Raw genomic sequence first — 20,434 nt, forward strand, 5'->3', positions numbered from 1 at the left:
ATCCGGATCGGATGCGCGCCACCCTCCACGGGGGGCTGAGCGATGCCACCCTCGTCCGCCTCCTCGCCTGCGCACGATTACGCGGGCGCCTCGACGCGTGTTTCGGCAGCGGCCCGGTGGGCGCGGGAGACGCGCCGGCCTGGCTCCTCGCCGACCCTGCGGAGGCCGTGCGCCGGGCGGGGGCGATCCTGCACGGACGGGCGATCCGGAGCGTTCTCACGGGACCGGACGTGGCGGCCCTCGTGGCGGCCATCGGGCGGGAGGCGCATGCCCTCGGCCTGCGCCACGGTGCGGAGGCGCCTGCCCGCGACCACGGCGGCGACCTCGCGGGGGCGATCCGCCGCGACGGCGCCGCTTGCCTCGGTGCATGGCTGCGGACCCGTGCGGCGCCGCTGCGTGCCGCGATCCTTCTGGCGCTGCCCCCCGGTCTGGCTGGCACGGAGCCCACGGAGGCCATCGACACGGAGGCGGTGATAGAGGCCGTCGCGCGCTCCTTCGCGCCGCCTGGGAATGCGGAGGCCGGCGCCGGTGTCTGACGAAGCTCCGATTCCCCCTCGCCTGCGTCCCGACGGCCCAATCCTGAAAGCCGCCGAGGTGGCGATCTGGGGCGAGGCCGAGGCGGCGCTCGCCGCCGCGCGGCAGCACGCGACGCAAACGCGGGAATGGGCCCGCGATCTCCTCGAAACGGAGCGGGCGCGCGGTCATGCGGAGGGGCGCGCGGCGGGGGCCGAGGAGGCGGCCCGCCTCGTGGCCGAGACCGCGACCCGCGCGACGGACTACATCGCGGCCCTGGAGCGAGATCTGCCCACCCTCGTCCACGACCTCGTCGCCCGCATCCTCGGCGAGTTCGAGCCGGGGGATCGCATCGCCCGCGTCGTCGGCCACGCGGTGGAACGGCTCCGCCCCGATGCCCAGGCGGTGCTGCGCTTCGCCCCCGGCGAGGCCGATGCGGTGCGCAAGGCCCTGGAAGGGCTCGGCGGCCACGCCCTGCGGATCGAGCCCGATCCGAGCCTCGCCCCCGGCGAATGCACCCTGCGCAGTACGGTCGGCCGGGTCGAACTCGGCGTCGAAGCGCAATTGCGCGCCCTGCGCGACGGCCTCCTCCGGGCGGAGGCACGGCCGTGAGTGGGACGGACTCCACCGAAGGCGGGCTCGCGGAGGCCCTGCCCCGCCTGCGCGCGGCCGTTGCCGACATCGACACGCGGCCGGTGCGCGGGCGCATCGTCTCGGCCATCGGCACGGTGATCCAGGCGGTGGTGCCCGGTGTCCGCATCGGCGAATTGTGCCGGCTGGAGGATCCCGGCGGCGGCACCCGCCTGGAGGCCGAGGTGGTCGGCCTGACCGACGAGGCCGCGATCCTGACGCCCATCGGGGCCATCGAGTCCCTGTCCGCCCGCACGGAGGTGGTGCCGACCGGCCGGATGGTCGAGGTACCGGTGGGGGAGGCCCTTCTCGGGCGCATCCTCGACAGCCGGGGGCAGCCCCTCGACGACGGCGCCTCCCTGGCCGGCTGCCGGACCCGCTCCCTGCGCGGCACCGCGCCGAACCCGCTCAAGCGGCAGCTCATCGCGCGGCCGATGCCCCTTGGCGTGCGCGTCATCGACGGCCTGCTCACCGTGGGCGACGGGCAGCGCCTCGGGATCTACGGCGAGCCCGGCGGCGGCAAATCCTCGCTGATGGCGCAGATCGTGAAGGGCGCGCAGGCGGACATCTGCGTGATGGCGCTGATCGGCGAGCGCGGGCGCGAGGTGCGCGAATTCGTGGAGCGCCATCTCGGGCCGGAGGGCATGGCCCGCAGCGTCCTCGTGGTGGCGACCTCCGACCGGTCGGCCATCGAGCGGATGCAGGCCGCCTACGCCGCCACCGCCATCGCCGAGCATTTCCGGGACGAGGGCCGGCGCGTCATCCTGCTGATGGATTCGGTCACGCGCTTCGCCCGGGCGCTGCGCGAGATCGGGCTGGCGGCGGGGGAGCCTCCGACGCGGCGCGGCTTCCCGCCATCCGTCTTCGCGAGCCTGCCGGGGCTGATGGAGCGGGCGGGGCCCGGGGAGACGGGCTCGATCACCGCCTTCTACACCGTCCTCGTGGAGGGCGACGGCGGCGGCGACCCGATCGCGGAGGAGACGCGGGGCATCCTCGACGGGCACATCGTGCTCTCGCCGAGCCTCGCCGCGCAGAACCACCATCCCGCCGTCGACGTGCTGGTGAGCCGGTCCCGCGTGATGGGCGCGGTGGCCTCGCCGGAGCACGTGAAGGCCGCCGGCCGGTTCCGGCAATTGCTGGCCCGCTACCAGGAGGCCGAATTCCTCGTGCAGGTCGGGGAATACAAGTCCGGCTCCGACACCCTCACCGACAAGGCCATCGCCCGGATCGACGACCTGCGCGGCTTCCTGCGCCAGGGCGAGCACGAAACCACCGTCTTCGAGGAGAGCGTCGCGTGGATGCAGCGTCTCGTCGCGTGAGGCTGGTCGATCTGGCCCGGCTCCAGACCCTGCGGAGCCGCCGGGAGGACGAGGCGCGCCGTGCCGTCCGCGCCGGCCTCGCCGCGCGGGAGATGGCGGAGGCGGAAACCCTGCGCGCCGGCCGGGAGGCCGAGGCCCGCGAGGCCGAGCGCCTGGAGAACGAGCGGGTGCTTCGGGCCAAGCTCGACGGCGCCTCCCTAGGCCTGACCGCGCTCGTGGAGGCCCGCCTGCGGATCGCGGGATGGGCGGAGGAGGTCGCGAAGGCCCACGCGCAGGTCAGGGAGCACGCGGCCGATGCCGAGGCCGCCACCATGGTGCTGGCGCAGGCCCGCGCCCGCCATGCCGCCCGGATGGGCGAGGCGAAACGGTGGGAGCGCGTGCGCACCCGTATCCTGTCGGCGCGCCGGACGGCAGCGGAGCGGGCTGAGGAAGCCGCCGCCGAGGACGACACCCTCGACCGGCTCGGGGCCGCGCGCGTGCGCCGATGAACGCTCGTCCCTCCCCCCGGCGCTATACGCCCCGCACGTGGATCGACCCGGCGGCGGTCGCGGTGCTCAACGCGGTCGCGCGGCCCCGCGATGGCCTCTCCGCGATCATCGAGGGGCTGGCCCTGCGCCTCGCCCCCGCCGGAGTCGCGGACGAACCCGCGCCGTCGCCGGAGGACACCGAGATCACCCTCGCCGTCGCGGAGGCGGACACGCTGGCCCTGCGCCTGCCGGGGGCGATCCTCGACCGGCTCGCGCAGGCGGTGCAGGCGGACCTCCCCGCGCTGCCGCCGGGGCCGGCGGGCCTCTTCCTCCTCGAACTCGCCCTCGCCCCGCTCCTCGACGTCGCCGAGGGGATCACCGGCCGGACGCTCCGCGTGGAGGCCGTGGCCCCTGCCGCGCGCCGGCCCGGCGCGGTGATGCTGCGCCTCGACGGGGCGCTGGACGGCGCGGCCTTCACGGCTTTCCTCGCGCTCCCGCCCTCGGGCGCGGCGACGGACGCGGCGCTCGCCGTGCTGCGGCGGCTGCCGAAGCGGGATGTCCCGGTGCCCGAGATCGCCCTGCCCCTCGCCTGGGAAGCCGGCATCACGCGGCTGAGCGCGGGGCAGATCGCCGGGCTCAGCCCCGGCGACGTGGTGCTGCCCGACCTCTGGCATCCGAAGCGGCGGGCGATCCGCCTCGTCCTCGGCACCACCCATGCCGCGATGGCGGCAGCGGACGCCCGGCGGGCGAAACTGAGAACCGCATTCCGGCCGATCTCGGCCGGCGCGATGGCACGGGGGACGGACGGCATGAACGAGTCCACGGGGCAGGCCGCGACGAACGAGGCCGAGACGGCGGGGTCGGGCCTCGACGCGGTGGGCCTGACGCTGAGCTTCGAGCTCGGGCGGCAGGTGATGACCCTCGCCGAACTCAAGGATGTCGGCCCCGGCCACATCCTCGATCTCGGCGTCGCGCCGGACGAGGCCGTCGACCTCGTGGTCAACGGCTCACGCATCGGGCGGGGCGAGATCGTCACCATCGGGGAGCGTCTCGGGGTGCGGGTCGTGCGCCTGTTCGGGCAGGGCCGGGACGCCTGACATGAGCGAGGTCCAACCCAGCATCCTGTCCCTCGTCGCCGTCACGGTCGGAATCGGTCTCCTGACCTTCGTGATCGTGACGACCACGGCCTTCATGAAGATCGCGGTGGTGCTGTTCCTCGTGCGCAACGCCCTCGGAACGCAGCAGATTCCGCCGAACATGGTGCTCTACGGCGCCGCGCTGATCCTCACCGTCTACGTCTCATCCCCCGTGGCCAAGAAGATGTTCGCGCGTGCCTCCGAGCCGCACCTCACCTACCAGACCATTGCGGATTGGGTGGAGGCGGGCCGCCGGGCGGCGGACCCGGTGCGCGACCACCTCATGCGCTTCACGACGCCGGAGCAGCGGCAGTTCTTCCTCGACGCGACGCGGCGGGTCTGGCCCGAACCGGCGCGGGAGAGCGTCGGGCCGGAGGATCTGCGCATCCTCGTGCCGTCCTTCCTCATCTCCGAACTGAAGCGCGGCTTCGAGATCGGCTTCCTGCTCTACCTGCCCTTCGTCGTCATCGACCTCGTGGTGACGACGATCTTGATGGCGATGGGCATGTCGTCGGTGACGCCGACGACGATCTCGACCCCGTTCAAGCTGTTCCTGTTCATCGCCATCGACGGCTGGTCGCGCCTCATGCACGGGCTCGTGCTGAGCTACGCGGTGGAGCCCTGACCGGGAGCGCCCCATGGACGGTGCCGACATCGAGACGCAGATGAGCGCCGCGCTCCTGCAGTTCATGATCCTGGCGCTGCCGCCCCTCGGCGCGGCCCTGGTGGCCGGGCTGATCGTCGGCATCCTGCAGGCCGCGACGCAGATCCAGGATCAGACCATGCCGCAGACGGTGAAGCTGCTGGTGGTCATCGCGGTGCTGGTGCTGTTCTCGCCCATCCTCGCGGCGCCGATGTTCGAGAGCGCCAAGCAGCTCTTCACCGATTTCCCCGCCCTGACGCGACGGGGCTGAGCCGGCCCATGCCGGACGGCCTCGGAGACCTTGGCATCGAGGCGGCGCGCTGGGTGACGGTGGCCTCGATCGGGATGAGCCGGCCGGTCGGGCTCATGCTGATCCTGCCGGTCTTCACCCGCGCGGAACTGGGCAACCTGCTGCGGATGGCCTTCGCCTCCGCCCTGGCCTTGCCGATCCTCGGCACGGCGGGGCTCGTGCCGGCCGATCTCTCGGCCGTGAGCCTCACCCTCATCGGGCTCAAGGAGCTCTTCGTCGGGCTCGTCATCGGCTACCTGATGGGCGCGCCGTTTTGGGCGATCCAGGCGGTCGGCGAATTGATCGACACCCAGCGCGGCATCTCGAACCCGGCGGGGCCGAGCGATCCCTCGTCGAAGTCGCAGGCTTCGGCGACGAACCTGCTCCTCGGCCTCCTGGCGATCACGATCTTCGTCGCCGCCGACGGGATGAACCTCGTCGTGGACATCCTCTACGGCAGCTACACCCTCTGGCCGGTCGGCAGTGCCCTGCCCGGCTTCGCCTCCGAACGCGACGCGGTGGACGAGGTCGGCCGCGTCGTGGACCACGTGCTGCGCGTGGGGCTCACCGTCGGCGGGCCGGTGATCGGGCTGATGCTGTTGCTCGAACTGTCCGTCGCGCTGCTCGGGCGGATCGCGCCCTCGCTCCACCTCGGCGAGCAGGGGGGGATGCTGAAGAACGCCGCGTCGGTGGTGTTCCTGCTCGTCTACGCCCATGCGCTGTTCCACTACGTCGGGGGCGAGGTCGCCACCACGCGGGAGCTCGCCGCGCGGCTCGGGCAGTTCCTGCGGTGAGCGGCGCATCGAGCGAGGAGAAGAACCACCCCGCGAGCCGGAAGAAGCTTCAGGACGCGCGCAAGAAGGGGCAGGTCGCCAAGAGCCGCGACCTTGTGGGCGCCCTCACCCTCACCGCCGCCGCGATGGTCCTCGCCGGCCAGTCCGGGAGCCTGACCGAACGCCTGCGCGACGCGATGCGGCAGGCCCTGCGCCTCCAGAACGCGCCCTTCGCGGAGGCGCTTCCGCAGGTCGCGGCGAACCTCGCCGACCTCGCGGCGATCACCCTCCTGCCCCTGCTCGGTTTGATCTTCGCGATGGTCGTCCTCGCCAGCGTGCTCGCGACGCAGGGCGTGGTCGTCTCCCTCGACCCGCTCAAGCCGAAATTCTCGAAGCTCAACCCGATCAAGGGTCTCGCCGGGCTGTTCGCCGCGAAGGCGCTGGTGGAACTCGGCAAGGGCCTGCTGAAGGCGCTGATCCTCGCCGCGGCCCTGTTCACGGTCATCCTGGAGACCGTGCGCTCGCTGCCGCTCCTGCCGGCCTGCGGCATGCCCTGCCTCGGCTCCCTCATCGCGGCGAACGCGAAGTCCCTCCTGCAGACCACGGCCGGAATCTCCCTCGCCGCCGGCCTCGCGGACGTGCTGATCCAGCGCTGGCTGTTCCTGCGCGACATGAAAATGAGCAAGAGCGAGGTGAAGAAGGAGCACAAGGATCAGGAGGGCGATCCGCATGTGCGCAACGCCCATCGCCGCCACCGCCAGGAGGCCGCGTCGCTCCCCCGCACCGGGCTGGACCGCGCGACGATCCTGATCCGGGGGCGCGGCGTGGTGGTCGGGATGCGCTACGTGGCGAGCGAGGGCACCGCACCCGTCATCGTCTGCCGCGCCCGCGACGAACGGGCCGACGCGATGCTCGCGGCCGGGGCGGCGCTGCGCATTCCGACCGTGGCGGACGAATGGCTCGCGGTCTCCCTGGCGAAGAAGGTCCCGCCGGGCACGATCCTGCCGAACCGCTTCTTCGACCGGGCGGCGCAGGCGATCTACGCCACCATGCAAACCTGAAAGGCTCGCCCGCCTCACTCAAGGCCAAGCTTGTCTCTTGCGGAACACTTGCGGAACGCTTAACGTGTTCGCGATTTGTTTCTTTGCGCCCGGCGCCCCTTTGCGAGACCCGACCCATGCTCACCCGCAAGCAGCTGGACCTCCTGCGCTTCATCCAGCAGCGGATGCAGGAATGCGGCGTGCCGCCGTCCTTCGATGAGATGAAGGACGCCCTGGATCTCAAGTCGAAATCCGGCATCCACCGCCTCATCACCGCCCTGGAGGAACGCGGCTTCCTCCGCCGCCTGCCGAACCGCGCGCGGGCCATCGAGGTGATTCGCCTGCCCGACGCCCTGGGGCGCGGGGCGGAAGCTGCCGAGGCGGCGGCTGCTGCCGCGCCGGAGCCCCGTCGCTTTACTCCGAGCGTGGTCGAGGGTGGCCTCGCCAAATTGCCGCCGGCCGCCGCGCCGCAGCCACGGGCCTACGAGGAGTTCCGGGGCGTCTCCATCCCGGTCATGGGTCGCATCGCGGCGGGCACGCCCATCGCGGCGATCCAGAACCAGAGCCACACCGTCACCATGTCGCCGGACTTCCTGGCCGGCGGCGAGCACTATGCCCTCGAAGTGCGCGGCGATTCGATGGTCGAGGCCGGCATCCTCGACGGCGACCTCGTGGTCATCCGCAAGCAGGAGACCGCCAATACCGGCGACATCATCGTCGCCCTGATCGACGACGAGGAGGCGACCCTCAAGCGCCTGCGTCGGCGCGGCTCCTCCATCGCCCTCGAAGCGGCGAACCCGGCCTACGAGACCCGCGTCCTTGGGCCCGACCGGGTGCGGATCCAGGGCCGGCTGGTGAGCCTCGTCCGCCGCTACTGATCCGGCGGGGGCTCCGGCTCCCGGCCAGACCGCCAGGGCGGGGCGCGCCGCGCCTCGTGCGCATAGGTCGGGACCAGGGCGCCGCCGCCGCCGAGGCTGAGGGACACGGCGCCCCTTTCCGCGAGGCGGTGCCGGTCGATCACGAGGGGCGCGGCGCAATCGGGCGGCGCCTTCAGCGCGCTGACGACGACGGCGGCGCGGGCGCAATCCTCGGGGAAGGCCCGCCTGTCCTTCACCAGGGCGACGGCGCGGCCGTCCGGCAGGCGGGCGGTGCAGCCGAGGCGGTCGCAGCGGCCCAACGGGGGCGCGGCGAGGAGGTCGCCGGCCCGGCGCCCGTCGCCATCGGCCTTCAGCCATTGCTCCAGCACGAAGGCCGGCGGCTTGCCGAGCACCGTGAGCCGCCCGTCCGGCCCGCGCAGGGCCGCCCCCGCACCCTGGCGGTCGATATAGAGATCCTGCCGCTGCGGCAGGGCGGCGAAGGCGAGCCCCGCCAGGGCCGGCAGCAGGGCGAGGCGGCGCAGGGGCGAGACCGGCAGGGTCGCGACGAGCAGCGCCGCCGCCAGCAGCAGCAGGGCCCCCGTCCCGAAGGCCGGCACTACGAGGACGGCGCGGCCGAACCCGGCGATCCACTCCGAGATGGCGAGCATCCCCGCCACCGCCTGGCCCATGATCCACCAGACCGGCCGGTCGAGGGCGAAGGGATAGGCGAGCGTCCCGAGGACGGCGCAGGGCATCACCACCAGCGAGACGAGGGGCAATGTCAGCGCGTTGCCGAGCACGCCGAAGGGCTGCACCGTCTGGAAATGGTAGGTCGCGAAGGGGGCGGTCGCGATTTGAGCGACGAGGGTCGTGGTGAGTGTGCCGACGACGGCCCTGGCGAGGAGCCCCAGAGTCCGCCCCAGCCGTCCCGCGCCGGGGGTGAGGAAGAGCCGTCCATCGATGAGCCGGGCGCAGGCGACGAGCCCCGCCACCGCGCCGAAGGACATCTGGAAACTGGGCCCGAGCAGCGCCTCGGGCTCCCGCGCGAGGCAGATCAGGGCGGCGAGCGCGAGATTGCGCATCGAGAGGGCGGGCCGGTCCACGAGGATCGCGCCCAGCATGATCAGCGTCATCACGAGGCTGCGCTCGGCGGCGATGTCCCAGCCGGAGAAGGCGCAATAGGCGGTGACGCCCGCCATGGCGGTGCCGGCCGCGATCTTCTTCACCGGCCAGAACAGCGCGCAATGGGGCGCGAGGGCGAGAAGCGCCCGGACGAGCCAGAACACGACGCCTGCCGCGAGCACCATGTGCAGGCCGGAGATCGAGACGACGTGGTAGATGCCCGCCGCGCGCAGGGCGTCGTTGGCCTGGGGGCCGATCAGTCCGCGCTTGCCGGTGACGAGGGCGGCGGCGACGGCGCCGGGCTGGCCGCCGTAGCTGTCGGCGATCCGTCGGGTCAGGGCGTTGCGGGCGTCGTCCAGGGTGGCGGCGAACCGGAGCGCGGGCGGCAGGTCCGGCGTCGGCCGCACGGTGATCGCCCCGGTGAGCGAGCCCACCGCGCCGATGCCCTGGAAATACGCGTCCCGGGCGAAGTCGTAGCCCCCCGGCCGCGCGGCCTCGGGCGGGGGCAGCAGCCGCGCCGTGGCGCTCACCGTGTCGCCCGGCTTGAGCGGCGGCGCCTTGCGGAAGGAGACCCGCACCCGGAGGGGCCGCGCCTCCGGCGGCAGGGTGCCGAAACTCTCGACGCGCACGATGAGCCGCGCCCCCTCCTCCCGCTCGTCCAGGGCCTCGATCAGCCCCGTGAGCGGGCCGACCAGGGTCCGCGTCAGGACCGGCGCGGCGACGCGCTCGACCCGCCACGCGGCGGCGAAGAAGCCGAGGCAGGCGAAACCGAGGGCGAGCGCCAGGGCCATCGTCCCCGGCCGCGTGCCGAGCCGGGTGGCGAGGAGGAGGCAGGCCACGCCGGCCGCCAGCGGCGCGGGCAGGACGGGCCGCCCGTCGGCGCAAGCGAAGAACACGAGGATGCCGGCCCCGAAGGCGACGGCGAGCCAGGGGAACAGCCGCCGCTGCCCGGCCTCCAGGGCGAGGGCGTGCAGGAGGCGGCCGTGCAGGGCGCCGAGCGCGAGGTCCGGGGCGCGGAGGCGGGCGCTCGCCCCCGCCGCCAATCCCGCACCGATCCGCTGCATCGAGAGCCGTCCACGTCGTCGCCCACGACGACGCGGGCGCCCTGCCGATGCTTAGCGTAGCGGCCGGGCCCGGCGACAGTGTCGCGCGGGGTATGGGGCGATCTCACCCCCAGGCACTTGACCCGGCGGGCGGAGCAATGCCCTGTCGCCGGCAGCGAAAAGGCCGACGCGACGACACGCAGGGATCGAACTTGCGTCGGCGCGCTTTCCCCCGCAATCCCGGTCCCGGCCGCCGCCGGCTCCTCCGCCAGTCCGAAAAAAGATGTCGTCTCCCGTCGTCACGCGCTTTGCCCCCTCGCCCACCGGCTTCCTCCATATCGGCGGGGCGCGCACCGCCCTGTTCAATTGGCTCTATGCCCGCCACCACGGCGGCCGGATGCTGCTGCGCATCGAGGACACCGACCGGGAGCGCTCGACCAAGGCGGCCATCGACGCGATCCTCGAAGGGCTGCGCTGGCTCGGCCTCGATTGGGACGGCGACGTGGTGTTCCAGTTCGCCCGCGCCGAGCGCCACCGGCAGGTGGTGGACGACCTGCTCGCCGCCGGCCGCGCCTACCGTTGCTACGCCTCGCAGGACGAGCTGACCCAGATGCGCGAGCAGGCCCGCGCCGAGGGCAAGCCGCTGCGCTACGACGGGCGCTGGCGGGACCGCGATCCCGCCGAGGCGCCGGAGGGCGTGAAGCCGGTCATCCGCCTGCGGGCGCCGCTCGAAGGCGAGACCGTCGTGGACGACGCGGTACAGGGCCGCGTCACCTGGGCGAATCGCGACCTCGACGACCTCGTGCTGCTCCGCTCGGACGGGACGCCGACCTACATGCTCGCCGTGGTGGTGGACGACCACGACATGGGCGTCACGCAGATCATCCGCGGCGACGACCACCTCACCAACGCCGCCCGGCAGAGCCAGATCTTCTCGGCCATCGGATGGGAGGTGCCGAAGATGGCGCATATCCCGCTGATCCACGGGGCGGACGGCGCCAAGCTCTCGAAGCGCCACGGGGCGCTCGGCGTCGAGGCCTATCGCGACCTCGGCTACCTGCCCTCGGCCCTGCGCAACTACCTCGTCCGCCTCGGCTGGAGCCACGGCGACCAGGAGGTCTTCTCGACGGAGGAGATGGTCGCGGCCTTCGATCTCGGCTCCGTCGGCCGCTCGGCCTCGCGTTTCGATTTCGTGAAGCTCGCGAACCTCAACGGGCTCTACATCCGCAACAGCGGCGATGCCGAACTGGTGGCCGCCATCGAGGCGATCCTGCCCCAGGTCGGCTCCGAGCGCGGCATCCCGGTGCCCCTGCCCGACGACCTGCGGGAGAAGCTGACGCTCGCCATGCCGGGGCTGAAGGAGCGCGCCAAGACGCTGATCGAACTCCTCGACAGCGCCTATTATCTCACCGCCGCCCGGCCCCTCGTGCCCGACGAGAAGGCGAAGGCCCTCCTGTCGGACGAGGGCCGCGCCCGCATCGCGGCGGTGCTGCCGGCGCTGGAAGCCCTGCCCGATTGGAGCGCGGCGGCGACCGAGGGTGCGGTGCGCCAGTACGCCGAGACCGCCGGCTGCAAGCTCGGGCAGGTGGCGCAGCCCCTACGCGCGGCGCTCACCGGCCGCACCACCTCCCCGCCCCTGTTCGACGTGATGGCCGTGCTGGGGCGAACCGAGAGCCTCGCCCGCCTGGGGGACCAGATCCCGCAGGCCTGACTCGGCCCGGATTTCGCATTGCGGGCGGCAGGCTTTGTCACCCGGCCCGTTGCCGCTGCACTGCCGTTCGGCTAACCGGGGGTTCTGTGAGCAACCGCAAAATAATGTGCGGTGCGCTCACGAGTCCGGGGTCGCCTCGGGGGAGCGGAACCGGTCTCGTCACGTCCCACCAGAAGGGTCCACGTCCCATGAGCGGCACCAGCACCATCACCGTGGACGGAAAGCAGATCGAACTGCCGGTGAAATCCGGTACGATCGGGCCGGACGTCGTCGATATCAGCAAGCTCTACGCGCAGACGGGGGCATTCACCTTCGATCCGGGCTTCACCTCGACGGCCTCCTGCGAATCGAAGATCACCTACATCGACGGCGACGAGGGCGTGCTGCTCTATCGCGGCTACCCGATCGAGCAATTGGCCGAGCAGGGTGACTTCCTCGAGACCTGCTACCTGATGCTGTTCGGCACCCTGCCGACCGAGGCACAGAAGGCCGACTTCGATTACCGCGTCACGCGCCACACCATGGTGCACGACCAGATGAACCGGTTCTTCACCGGCTTCCGCCGCGACGCGCACCCGATGGCGGTGATGGTCGCCTCCGTCGGCGCCCTCTCGGCCTTCTACCACGACTCGACCGACATCACCGACGAGAACCAGCGGCTGATCGCGTCGATCCGCATGATCGCCAAGATGCCGACCCTGGCGGCGATGGCCTACAAGTATTCGATAGGCCAACCCTTCGTCTATCCGAAGAACGACCTCGACTACACCTCGAACTTCCTGCGCATGTGCTATGCCGTGCCGTGCGAGGATTACGAGGTGAACCCAGTCTTCGCCAAGGCGCTGGACAAGATCTTCATCCTGCACGCCGACCACGAGCAGAACGCCTCGACCTCGACGGTGCGTCTGGCCGGCTCCTCGGGCGCCAACCCCTTCGCCTGCATCGCGGCCGGCATCGCCTGCCTGTGGGGCCCGGCCCATGGCGGCGCCAACGAGGCGGCGCTGAAGATGCTGATGGAGATCGGCAAGCCCGAGAACGTCGGCAAGTACGTCGCCAAGGCCAAGGACAAGAACGACCCGTTCCGCCTGATGGGCTTCGGCCACCGCGTCTACAAGAACTACGACCCCCGCGCCCGCCTGATGCAGAAGGTAACGCACGAGGTCCTAAAGGAACTCGGCCACCAGGACGATCCGCTGCTCGAAGTCGCCGTGCAACTGGAGCAGATCGCCCTCAAGGACGAGTACTTCATCGAGAAGAAGCTCTACCCGAACATCGATTTCTATTCAGGCATCACCCTGAAGGCGATGGGCTTCCCGACCGACATGTTCACGGTGCTCTTCGCCGTGGCGCGCACGGTGGGCTGGATCGCCCAGTGGGCCGAGATGATCGAGGACCCGCAGCAGAAGATCGGCCGTCCGCGCCAGCTCTATGTCGGCCCGGACAAGCGCGATTACGTGCCGATCAACTCGCGCGGCTGAGGCCGGCGCGAGGGTCTGACGAAAGGCGGCCTCCGGGCCGCCTTTCTCGTTTCGGAGGCGCCCCTCTCGTGATCGTCACCCTCCCCGTCCGGCAGCCCTACGATTGGGCGGGCATCCGCGCCTTCCTCGCGGCGCGGGCTATCCCCGGGGTCGAGAGCGCCGACGCAACCGGTCCCTATGCCCGCACGGTCCAACTCGGGGGCCGGGCCGGCACCGTGACGGTGGAGCCCGGCGGGGACGGGCTCGTGGCGACGCTCGCCGGCCTGTCACCGTCCGATGGGCCGGAGGTCGAGGCCCGCCTGCGCCGCCTGTTCGATGGCGAGGCCGACCCCGCCGCGATCGGCGCCTGCCTCTCCTGCGATCCGCACCTCGCGCCCCTGGTCGCGGCGCGGCCGGGGCTGCGTCTGCCGGGCGCCTGGGACCCGTTCGAGACCGGGTGCCGGGCGATCCTCGGCCAGCAGGTGTCGGTCGCCGCCGCGCGCCGCCTCGCCGGGCGCCTCGCGGAGGCGTTCGGAGCGCCCATGCCGGCCGCGACCGGGCTCGAACGGCTGTTCCCGGCGCCGGAGGATCTGGTGGAGGCCGACGTCGCCCTCGTCCTCAACATGCCCCGCGCCCGGGGCGCCGCGATCCGGGCGCTCGCGGCGGCATTCCTGGCCGATCCGGGCCTGTTCGCCCCGGCGGCGAGCCTGGACGAGGCGGTGGCGCGCTTCACCGCCATCCGGGGTATCGGCCCCTGGACGGCGCAATACATCGCCCTGCGCGCCCTCAAGCTGCCGGATGCCCTGCCGGTGGGCGATGTCGGCCTGCTGCGCGCTCTCGACCGGGGCGCCGGCCGCCCGAGCCCGGCCGAACTCGTCGCCCGCGCCGAGGCGTGGCGGCCCTACCGGGGCTATGCCGCGCAGCACCTCTGGGCGTCCGACGAGGCGCCCCGCCACGACTGAATTGATGTGGCACCATGCCTGTCCCGACCGAATAATGTTTGGCCGTTCGAGAAACGGATTTTGAATGCGTTCGATCTCTGCTCTGCGCGGCGTCGTCGTGCCTGTGAGAACTCGGCTTTCTCCGACTTTCGGCCCACTTGGAGCCTCTTCGCAACGCAGCTATAGGCGGAAGTCGAAGAACCGCGGCACTGCATAAGACCGCGCGTCAGCGAGGAGATCGAGATGGCGGCGAGCGCTGCGATCCAGGAAGCAGGTCGCGAGGTCAAGGACCTCTACGAGATGGGGGAAATCCCCCCGCTCGGTCACGTGCCGGCCAAGATGTACGCCTGGGCGATCCGGCGTGAGCGCCACGGGCCGCCGGAGCAGTCGCACCAGCTCGAAGTCCTGCCGGTGTGGGACATCGGCGACGACGAGGTGCTGGTCTACGTCATGGCCGCCGGCGTCAACTACAACGGCGTCTGGGCCGGCCTCGGCGAGCCGATCTCGCCCTTCGACGTGCACAAGGGCGAGTACCACATCGCCGGCTCCGACGCGTCGGGCATCGTGTGGAAGGTCGGCTCCAAGGTGAAGCGCTGGAAGGTCGGTGACGAGGTCATCGTCCACTGCAACCGCGACGACGGCGACGACGAGGAGTGCAACGGCGGCGACCCGATGTTCTCGCCCTCGCAGCGCATCTGGGGTTACGAGACCGGGGACGGCTCCTTCGCCCAGTTCTGCCGAGTGCAGTCGCGCCAGCTGATGAAGCGTCCGCAGCACCTCACCTGGGAAGAGGCCGCCTGCTACACGCTGACGCTCGCTACCGCCTACCGGATGCTGTTCGGCCACGCCCCGCACACGGTGAAGCCCGGCCAGAACGTGCTGATCTGGGGCGCCTCCGGCGGCCTCGGCGTGTTCGGCGTGCAGCTCTGCGCGGCCTCGGGCGCCAACGCCATCGCCGTGATCTCGGACGAGTCGAAGCGCGACTACGTGATGAGCCTCGGCGCCAAGGGCGTCATCAACCGCAAGGACTTCGATTGCTGGGGCCAGCTGCCGAAGGTGAACTCCCCCGAGTTTCACGCCTGGACGAAAGAGGCGAGAAAATTCGGCAAGGCGATCTGGGACATCACCGGCAAGGGCAACGACGTCGACATCGTGTTCGAGCACCCCGGCGAGGCGACCTTCCCGGTCTCGGCGCTGGTGGTGAAGCGCGGCGGCATGGTGGTGTTCTGCGCCGGCACGACCGGCTTCAACATCACCTTCGACGCCCGCTACGTGTGGATGCGCCAGAAGCGCATCCAGGGCTCGCATTTCGCCCATCTCAAGCAAGCCTCGGCCGCGAACCAGTTCGTGCTGGACCGCCGGATCGACCCGTGCATGAGCGAGGTCTTCCCCTGGGACAAGATCCCCCAGGCGCACACCAAGATGTGGAAGAACCAGCACCCGCCGGGCAACATGGCCTGCCTCGTGAACTCCCCCCGCGCCGGTCTTCGGACCGTCGAGGACGTGATCGAGGCCGGTCCGCTCAAGCGGTAAGGCTTTCGCGGGGCGGCACCGCCTCGAAGCGGTGCTGCCCTGCGCGTCCCGCCCTTGCCCGTCGCCGGGCGGGGCGCGACAACGGCGACGCTTGACAGGCCGTTCCTGCTTTCGGGGAACGCCGCGGCGGGAGCCCCGAGACGTGACCGGCGACGACGAATCCTACGTGTACGACGAGGCCACCGGCGAGTGGCTGCCCCCCGGCGCGGCGTCCGCTCCCGCCGCCATCGTGGTCCGCGACGCGGCCGGCAATGCGCTTGCCGACGGCGATGCGGTGACGCTGATCAAGGACTTGAAGGTCAAGGGCACGAGCACGACCCTGAAGCAGGGCACGGTGATCCGCTCGATCCGCCTGACGGACGACCCCGACGAGATCGACTGCCGCCACGACACCATCAAGGGCTTGGTTCTGCGCACGGAGTTCGTGCGCAAGCGCTGAGCGCGAGTCAAAAACTCGGCGGCGTGCAGGCGCTGACCACCTCGCAAGGCTGCGGCCCGACGCAGCGGAAACGGTGGGGGCGGCGGCTGTCGAAGCTGTAGGCGTCGCCGGGGCCGAGGATGCGCCGCTCCTCGCCGACCGTGACCTCCAGCCGTCCGCTGAGCACGATCCCGCCCTCCTCCCCGTCATGGCTGAGGAGCACCCGGCCGGTATCCGCGCCGGGCTCGTAGCGCTCCTTCAGGATCTGCAGGCGGCGTCCGAAGAGATTGTCGCCCACTTGGCCGTAGGAGATGCCGCCCCGCGCCGAGCGGCGGCCAATTTCGGTCAACTCGTCGGCGGCGAAGAACGCCTTGCGCTCCGGCTCCGGCTCGACGGCGAAGAACTCGGCCATGCCGATGGGTATGCCGTCGAGGATGCGCTTCAGCGCGCCGACGGAGGGGTTCACCCGGTTCGCCTCGATCAGCGAGATCGCCGAGTTGGTCACGCCCGCGCGCTTGGCCAGGGTGCGCTGCGACAGGCCGTGACGCACCCGCACGAAGCGCAGGCGCTCGCCGACATCGACGTCCATGGGCGGGTTCCGTTGCAGGTGTTGCGGATCCCGCAACAGTGCAGCCTCCGCACAAGCTCCTGCAAGGGGTTGGCGCGCGCCAGAAAAGGACTTGTTGCTGTCGGCGATTGGGTATCCCCTGGCCGGGACAGAGCCGGAGCCCGTCCATGACCGACCATCCGCTGCGTAACACCCCCTCCCTCGACGCCTTCTGGATGCCGTTCACGGCGAACCGCCAATTCAAGGCGGCGCCCCGCTTGCTCGTCTCGGCCGAGGGGATGCACTACACGGCGGATGACGGGCGCACGGTCCTCGACGGCACCGCCGGCCTGTGGTGCGTGAATGCCGGCCACGGGCGTCGGCAGATCGCGGCGGCGGTGGAGCGCCAGCTCTCGACCCTCGATTTCGCGCCGACCTTCCAGATGGGCCACCCCATCGCCTTCGAATTCGCCGAACGCCTCGCGGAGATCGCGCCGGGCGGGCTCGACCGGGTGTTCTTCACCAATTCCGGCTCCGAATCGGTCGACACCGCCCTCAAGATCGCGCTGGCCTACCAGCGCTCCATCGGCCAGGGCACCCGCACCCGGCTGATCGGGCGCGAGCGCGGCTATCACGGCGTCGGCTTCGGCGGCATCACGGTGGGCGGCATCGTCTCGAACCGCCGGGTCTTCCCGCAACTTGCCGGTGCCGACCACCTGCGCCACACGCACGATCCCGTCCGCAACGCCTTCACGAAGGGCCAGCCGGAGCACGGCGCCGAACTCGCCGACGACCTCGAACGCCTCGTGGCCCTGCACGGCGCCGAGACCATCGCCGCCTGCATCGTGGAGCCGCTGTCGGGCTCGACCGGCGTCCTCGTGCCGCCGAAGGGCTATCTGGAGCGCCTGCGCGAAATCTGCACGAAGCACGGCATCCTGCTGATCTTCGATGAGGTCATCACCGGCTTCGGCCGCCTCGGCGCCCCCTTCGCCACCGATTATTTCGGCGTGACGCCGGACCTCGTTACCGCCGCCAAGGGCCTCACCAACGGGACCGTGCCGATGGGCGTGGTCTTCGCGAGCCGCCAGATCCATGACGGGCTGATGCAGGGGCCGGACGGCATCGAGCTGTTCCACGGCTACACCTATTCCGGCCATCCGGTCGCCTGCGCGGCGGGTATCGCGACGCTCGACATCTACCGGGAGGAAGGGCTCCTCACCCGCGCCGCCGACCTCAGCGAGGATTGGTCCTCCGCGATGCACGACCTGCGCGGGCGCAAGCACGTCATCGACATCCGTACGCTGGGCCTCGTGGCGGGCATCGAGCTCGAACCGCGCCCCGACGCGCCGGGCAAGCGCGCCTACGAGGTGTTCGTGGATTGCTTCCAGCGCGGGCTGCTCGTGCGCGTCACCGGGGACATCGTCGCCCTGTCGCCGCCGCTCATCGTCGAGCCGGGGCAGATCGCCGAGATGGCCGAGGTGCTGGGCGCGGCCATCGACCGGGTGGCCTGAACCCTCCCCCGCCTCAGGGGTTGCCGCCGGACAGGTTGCCCCGTCGATGGGGCTGAGTGAGGCTGATTCATGAGCAAGACCGTCCTGATCGTCGGCGCGAGCGGCATCGTCGGCAGCGCGGCGGCGTCGCGCTTCGTCGCCGAGGGCTGGCGCGTCGCGGGGCTCGCCCGGCGCCCGACCGCGCAGGAGGGCGTCGAGCCCGTCGCCGCGGATCTGCAGGACCGCGCCTCCCTGGAGGCTGCGCTGAAGGATCTCGCCCCGACTCATCTGGTGCTCGCGACATGGCAGCGCCGGGACACGGAAGCGGAGATGATCCGCGTGAACGGGGCGATGGTCGCGGGCGTGCTCGACGTGCTGCGTCCGCAGAAGAGCCTGCGCCACGCCGCCCTCGTCACCGGGCTGAAGCACTATCTCGGGCCGTTCGAGGCCTACGGAAAGGGCACCCTGCCGCAGACCCCGTTCCGCGAGGAGCAGGGGCGGCTGCCGGTCGAGAACTTCTACTACGCCCAGGAGGATGCCCTGTTCGCGGCGGCCGAGCGCGACGGGTTCTCATGGAGCGTCCACCGCCCGCACACGATCATCGGCAAGGCGGTCGGCAACGCCATGAATATGGGGACCACGCTCGCCTGCTACGCCACCCTGTGCCGCGAGAAGGGCGAGCTCTTCGTGTTCCCCGGCTCGGCGGCACAGTGGAACGGCCTGACCGACATGACCGACGCGCGGCTCCTCGCCCGGCACCTGCTCTGGGCCTCCACCGAGCCGAAGGCTGAGAACCTCGCCTTCAACGTCGTGAACGGCGACGTCTTCCGCTGGAGCTGGATGTGGGGGCGCCTCGCGGAATGGTTCGGCATCGAGGCCGCGCCCTTCGACGGCACGCACCGTCCGCTGGAGCCGCGCATGGCCGGCGACGGCCCCCTCTGGGCCGAGATCGCCAAGCGCCACAACCTCGCGGAGCCGGACCTGACCAAGCTCGCCTCGCCCTGGCACACGGATGCCGATCTCGGGCGGCCGATCGAGGTCGTCACCGACATGGGCCGCAGCCGCCGCCTCGGCTTCACCGCCTACGAGCCGACCGACGACGCCTTCTTCGACCTGTTCGCGCAGCTGCGGGCCGACCGGCTCATCCCCTAGGCCGAGGCTTTCCGCTCCACCCCGCACCATTCGGCCACGAACAGGGCCATGGCGGTGGTGGAGCGCTTCACCGAGGCGAGGCTGACGCGCTCGTCGAAGCCGTGGATGTTCTCCGCGTGGGGGCCGTAGCAAAGGGCCGGTACGTTCTCGTAGAGGGCGTGGACGCGGGTATCGAGGTAGCTCGGTGACATGAAGCTGGTGAGCGCCTTGCCCGTCGCCCGTTCGTGGGCGCGACCGAGCACGGCCTCGGCCTCCGAGCCTTCCTCCAGCACGTAGCCCTCGGCCATGAAGCCGTTGAACCGCACGAGGGGCGGGTTCCGCGCCAGGAACGCATCGCCCGAAGCGAAGCGCGCGACGGTTTCCTCAATGGCGGCGGCGGCGTCGGCCGCCCGCGTGCCGGGATAGAGGGCGATCCGGCAATCGGCCCGCGCCCAGGCCGGCACCGAGGAGGCCCAGTCGCCCCCGGCGATGCGGCCGATGTTGAGGTTGATCGGGTGGGCCTCGTCCTCGAAATGGCGATGCCGGCCGCGCTCGTCGTTCCAGCGCGCCTCGACCTCGCGCAGCGCCCCCACCACCCGCCACAGCGCGTCGATGGCGTTGGCGCCCGCGCCCATCTCGCGCACGTGGACGGGACGGCCCCGTACCTCCACCGTGAACCAGATCACCCCCGTATTCGCCCGCACCAGGGCCTCGTCCTCCGGCTCGGGGATGAACACCGCGTCCGCGCGGTAGCCGCGCAGATGCGCCGCCAGCGCGCCGTTGCCGGTCGATTCCTCTTCCACCACCGATTGGATGGTGACGGCGGAGGCCGGCTGCAGGCCGAGCCGGGCCAGCGCGTTGAGGGCGAACAGGTTGGCCGCATGGCCCGCCTTCATATCGCCCGCGCCCCGGCCGTAGAGCCAGTCGCCCTCGATCACCGGGTCGAAGGGCGGGTGGCGCCACAGATCGAGGGGGCCGGTCGGCACCACGTCCACATGCGCCTGCAGGATCAGCGAGCGCCCCGCCTGCCCCGCCGGCCGGTGATGACAGACCACGATCGGCGCGTCCGAATGGCGCTCGTCGATCCGGCCGCCGCCGGGGTGCGATTGCAGCGCCGCCCGGTCCATGGCGAAGCGCTCGGCGGCGTAGCCCCGCGCCCGGAAGGTCTCGAACACGTAATCCTGGCAGGCCTGCTCCTGCCCGCGCAGCGACGCGAACCGGACGAGGTTGCGCGTGTGCTCCACCTGGGCGTCGAACCCGTCCGCGACGGCGGCTTCGATCTCGGCGGCGAGCGTCGGGTCCAGCGGCATGGGCACTCCTTCGTGTCGCGAGAGGGGAAGCCGGCCGGGCGATCCTGTCAACGGCGGATCGCCG

20 protein-coding genes are annotated in these 20,434 nt (G+C 71.5%); 17 read left to right on the forward strand and 3 right to left on the reverse strand.

Going from position 1 to position 20,434, the window contains the following annotated elements:
• Positions 1 to 11: 11 nt before the first annotated feature.
• From AAHF99_RS07750 to lexA, 10 genes are all read left to right on the forward strand, one after another.
• Positions 12 to 536 (forward strand): hypothetical protein, encoded by a 525-nt coding sequence (locus AAHF99_RS07750; protein WP_342163557.1) that lies wholly within the window; start codon positions 12 to 14, stop codon positions 534 to 536.
• On the forward strand, positions 529 to 1,125 hold the full coding sequence (gene sctL / locus AAHF99_RS07755; protein ID WP_342163559.1) for a type III secretion system stator protein SctL: 597 nt from the start codon (positions 529 to 531) through the stop codon (positions 1,123 to 1,125). The genes AAHF99_RS07750 and sctL overlap by 8 nt, the downstream gene beginning before the upstream one ends.
• On the forward strand, positions 1,122 to 2,462 hold the full coding sequence (gene sctN / locus AAHF99_RS07760; protein ID WP_342163560.1) for a type III secretion system ATPase SctN: 1,341 nt from the start codon (positions 1,122 to 1,124) through the stop codon (positions 2,460 to 2,462). Before sctL ends, sctN begins: the two co-directional genes overlap by 4 nt.
• Positions 2,438 to 2,950, forward strand: a complete 513-nt coding sequence (locus tag AAHF99_RS07765; RefSeq protein ID WP_342163562.1) for a hypothetical protein — start codon at positions 2,438 to 2,440, stop codon at positions 2,948 to 2,950. The genes sctN and AAHF99_RS07765 overlap by 25 nt, the downstream gene beginning before the upstream one ends.
• Entirely contained in the window at positions 2,947 to 4,026 is a 1,080-nt protein-coding gene (gene sctQ / locus AAHF99_RS07770) for a type III secretion system cytoplasmic ring protein SctQ (RefSeq protein WP_342163563.1), read from the forward strand. Before AAHF99_RS07765 ends, sctQ begins: the two co-directional genes overlap by 4 nt.
• Position 4,027: 1 nt before the next feature.
• Positions 4,028 to 4,690: a type III secretion system export apparatus subunit SctR gene (gene sctR, locus AAHF99_RS07775; RefSeq protein ID WP_342163565.1), complete on the forward strand. Its 663-nt coding sequence runs from the start codon at positions 4,028 to 4,030 to the stop codon at positions 4,688 to 4,690.
• 13 nt (positions 4,691 to 4,703) lie between these two features.
• Positions 4,704 to 4,979 (forward strand): EscS/YscS/HrcS family type III secretion system export apparatus protein, encoded by a 276-nt coding sequence (locus AAHF99_RS07780; protein WP_243956388.1) that lies wholly within the window; start codon positions 4,704 to 4,706, stop codon positions 4,977 to 4,979.
• Between the two features lie 8 nt (positions 4,980 to 4,987).
• Positions 4,988 to 5,791, forward strand: a complete 804-nt coding sequence (sctT, locus tag AAHF99_RS07785; protein WP_342163568.1) for a type III secretion system export apparatus subunit SctT — start codon at positions 4,988 to 4,990, stop codon at positions 5,789 to 5,791.
• Positions 5,788 to 6,831: an EscU/YscU/HrcU family type III secretion system export apparatus switch protein gene (locus AAHF99_RS07790; protein ID WP_342163570.1), complete on the forward strand. Its 1,044-nt coding sequence runs from the start codon at positions 5,788 to 5,790 to the stop codon at positions 6,829 to 6,831. Before sctT ends, AAHF99_RS07790 begins: the two co-directional genes overlap by 4 nt.
• A gap of 116 nt (positions 6,832 to 6,947) precedes the next feature.
• The gene (lexA, locus tag AAHF99_RS07795) at positions 6,948 to 7,688 is read left to right on the forward strand and encodes a transcriptional repressor LexA (protein ID WP_342163571.1); all 741 of its coding nucleotides are present in this window, start codon (positions 6,948 to 6,950) and stop codon (positions 7,686 to 7,688) included.
• On the opposite strand, the gene AAHF99_RS07800 is transcribed toward lexA, so the two are convergent.
• Positions 7,682 to 9,853: a ComEC/Rec2 family competence protein gene (locus AAHF99_RS07800; protein WP_342163572.1), complete on the reverse strand. Its 2,172-nt coding sequence runs from the start codon at positions 9,851 to 9,853 to the stop codon at positions 7,682 to 7,684. The two genes, lexA and AAHF99_RS07800, sit on opposite strands and share 7 nt — an antisense overlap.
• Positions 9,854 to 10,115: 262 nt before the next feature.
• Between AAHF99_RS07800 and gltX the strand changes: the two genes are divergently transcribed.
• The 5 genes from gltX (at position 10,116) to AAHF99_RS07825 (ending at position 15,913) form a co-directional block, all read left to right on the forward strand.
• Positions 10,116 to 11,543, forward strand: coding sequence for a glutamate--tRNA ligase (gene gltX, locus AAHF99_RS07805; RefSeq protein WP_342163573.1), 1,428 nt, complete (start codon positions 10,116 to 10,118; stop codon positions 11,541 to 11,543).
• A 188-nt stretch (positions 11,544 to 11,731) separates the two neighbouring features.
• Positions 11,732 to 13,021 carry a citrate synthase gene (gene gltA, locus AAHF99_RS07810; RefSeq protein WP_243956376.1) on the forward strand — a complete coding sequence of 430 codons (1,290 nt, stop codon included), beginning with the start codon at positions 11,732 to 11,734 and terminating at the stop codon, positions 13,019 to 13,021.
• Positions 13,022 to 13,089: 68 nt separating this feature from the next.
• Positions 13,090 to 13,962, forward strand: coding sequence for a DNA-3-methyladenine glycosylase family protein (locus AAHF99_RS07815; protein WP_342163575.1), 873 nt, complete (start codon positions 13,090 to 13,092; stop codon positions 13,960 to 13,962).
• 222 nt (positions 13,963 to 14,184) lie between these two features.
• On the forward strand, positions 14,185 to 15,474 hold the full coding sequence (gene ccrA, locus AAHF99_RS07820; protein ID WP_243956373.1) for a crotonyl-CoA carboxylase/reductase: 1,290 nt from the start codon (positions 14,185 to 14,187) through the stop codon (positions 15,472 to 15,474).
• 142 nt (positions 15,475 to 15,616) lie between these two features.
• A complete protein-coding gene (locus AAHF99_RS07825; protein WP_342163577.1) occupies positions 15,617 to 15,913 on the forward strand; it encodes an alkylphosphonate utilization protein in 297 nt (98 codons plus the stop codon).
• A gap of 7 nt (positions 15,914 to 15,920) precedes the next feature.
• On the opposite strand, the gene AAHF99_RS07830 is transcribed toward AAHF99_RS07825, so the two are convergent.
• On the reverse strand, positions 15,921 to 16,481 hold the full coding sequence (locus AAHF99_RS07830) for a cupin domain-containing protein (RefSeq protein ID WP_342163578.1): 561 nt from the start codon (positions 16,479 to 16,481) through the stop codon (positions 15,921 to 15,923).
• A 146-nt stretch (positions 16,482 to 16,627) separates the two neighbouring features.
• Between AAHF99_RS07830 and aptA the strand changes: the two genes are divergently transcribed.
• Positions 16,628 to 17,950: an omega-aminotransferase AptA gene (aptA, locus tag AAHF99_RS07835; protein ID WP_342163580.1), complete on the forward strand. Its 1,323-nt coding sequence runs from the start codon at positions 16,628 to 16,630 to the stop codon at positions 17,948 to 17,950.
• A 69-nt stretch (positions 17,951 to 18,019) separates the two neighbouring features.
• Positions 18,020 to 19,081, forward strand: a complete 1,062-nt coding sequence (locus tag AAHF99_RS07840; RefSeq protein WP_342163581.1) for an SDR family oxidoreductase — start codon at positions 18,020 to 18,022, stop codon at positions 19,079 to 19,081.
• Here AAHF99_RS07840 and AAHF99_RS07845 read toward each other — a convergent pair.
• Complete coding sequence (locus tag AAHF99_RS07845; RefSeq protein ID WP_342163582.1) at positions 19,078 to 20,370, reverse strand: ArgE/DapE family deacylase; 1,293 nt, start codon at positions 20,368 to 20,370, stop codon at positions 19,078 to 19,080. The two genes, AAHF99_RS07840 and AAHF99_RS07845, sit on opposite strands and share 4 nt — an antisense overlap.
• Between the last annotated feature and the right edge of the window lie 64 nt (positions 20,371 to 20,434).

The organism is Methylobacterium litchii (genome assembly GCF_038442315.1).
Taxonomy (GTDB): domain Bacteria; phylum Pseudomonadota; class Alphaproteobacteria; order Rhizobiales; family Beijerinckiaceae; genus Methylobacterium; species Methylobacterium litchii.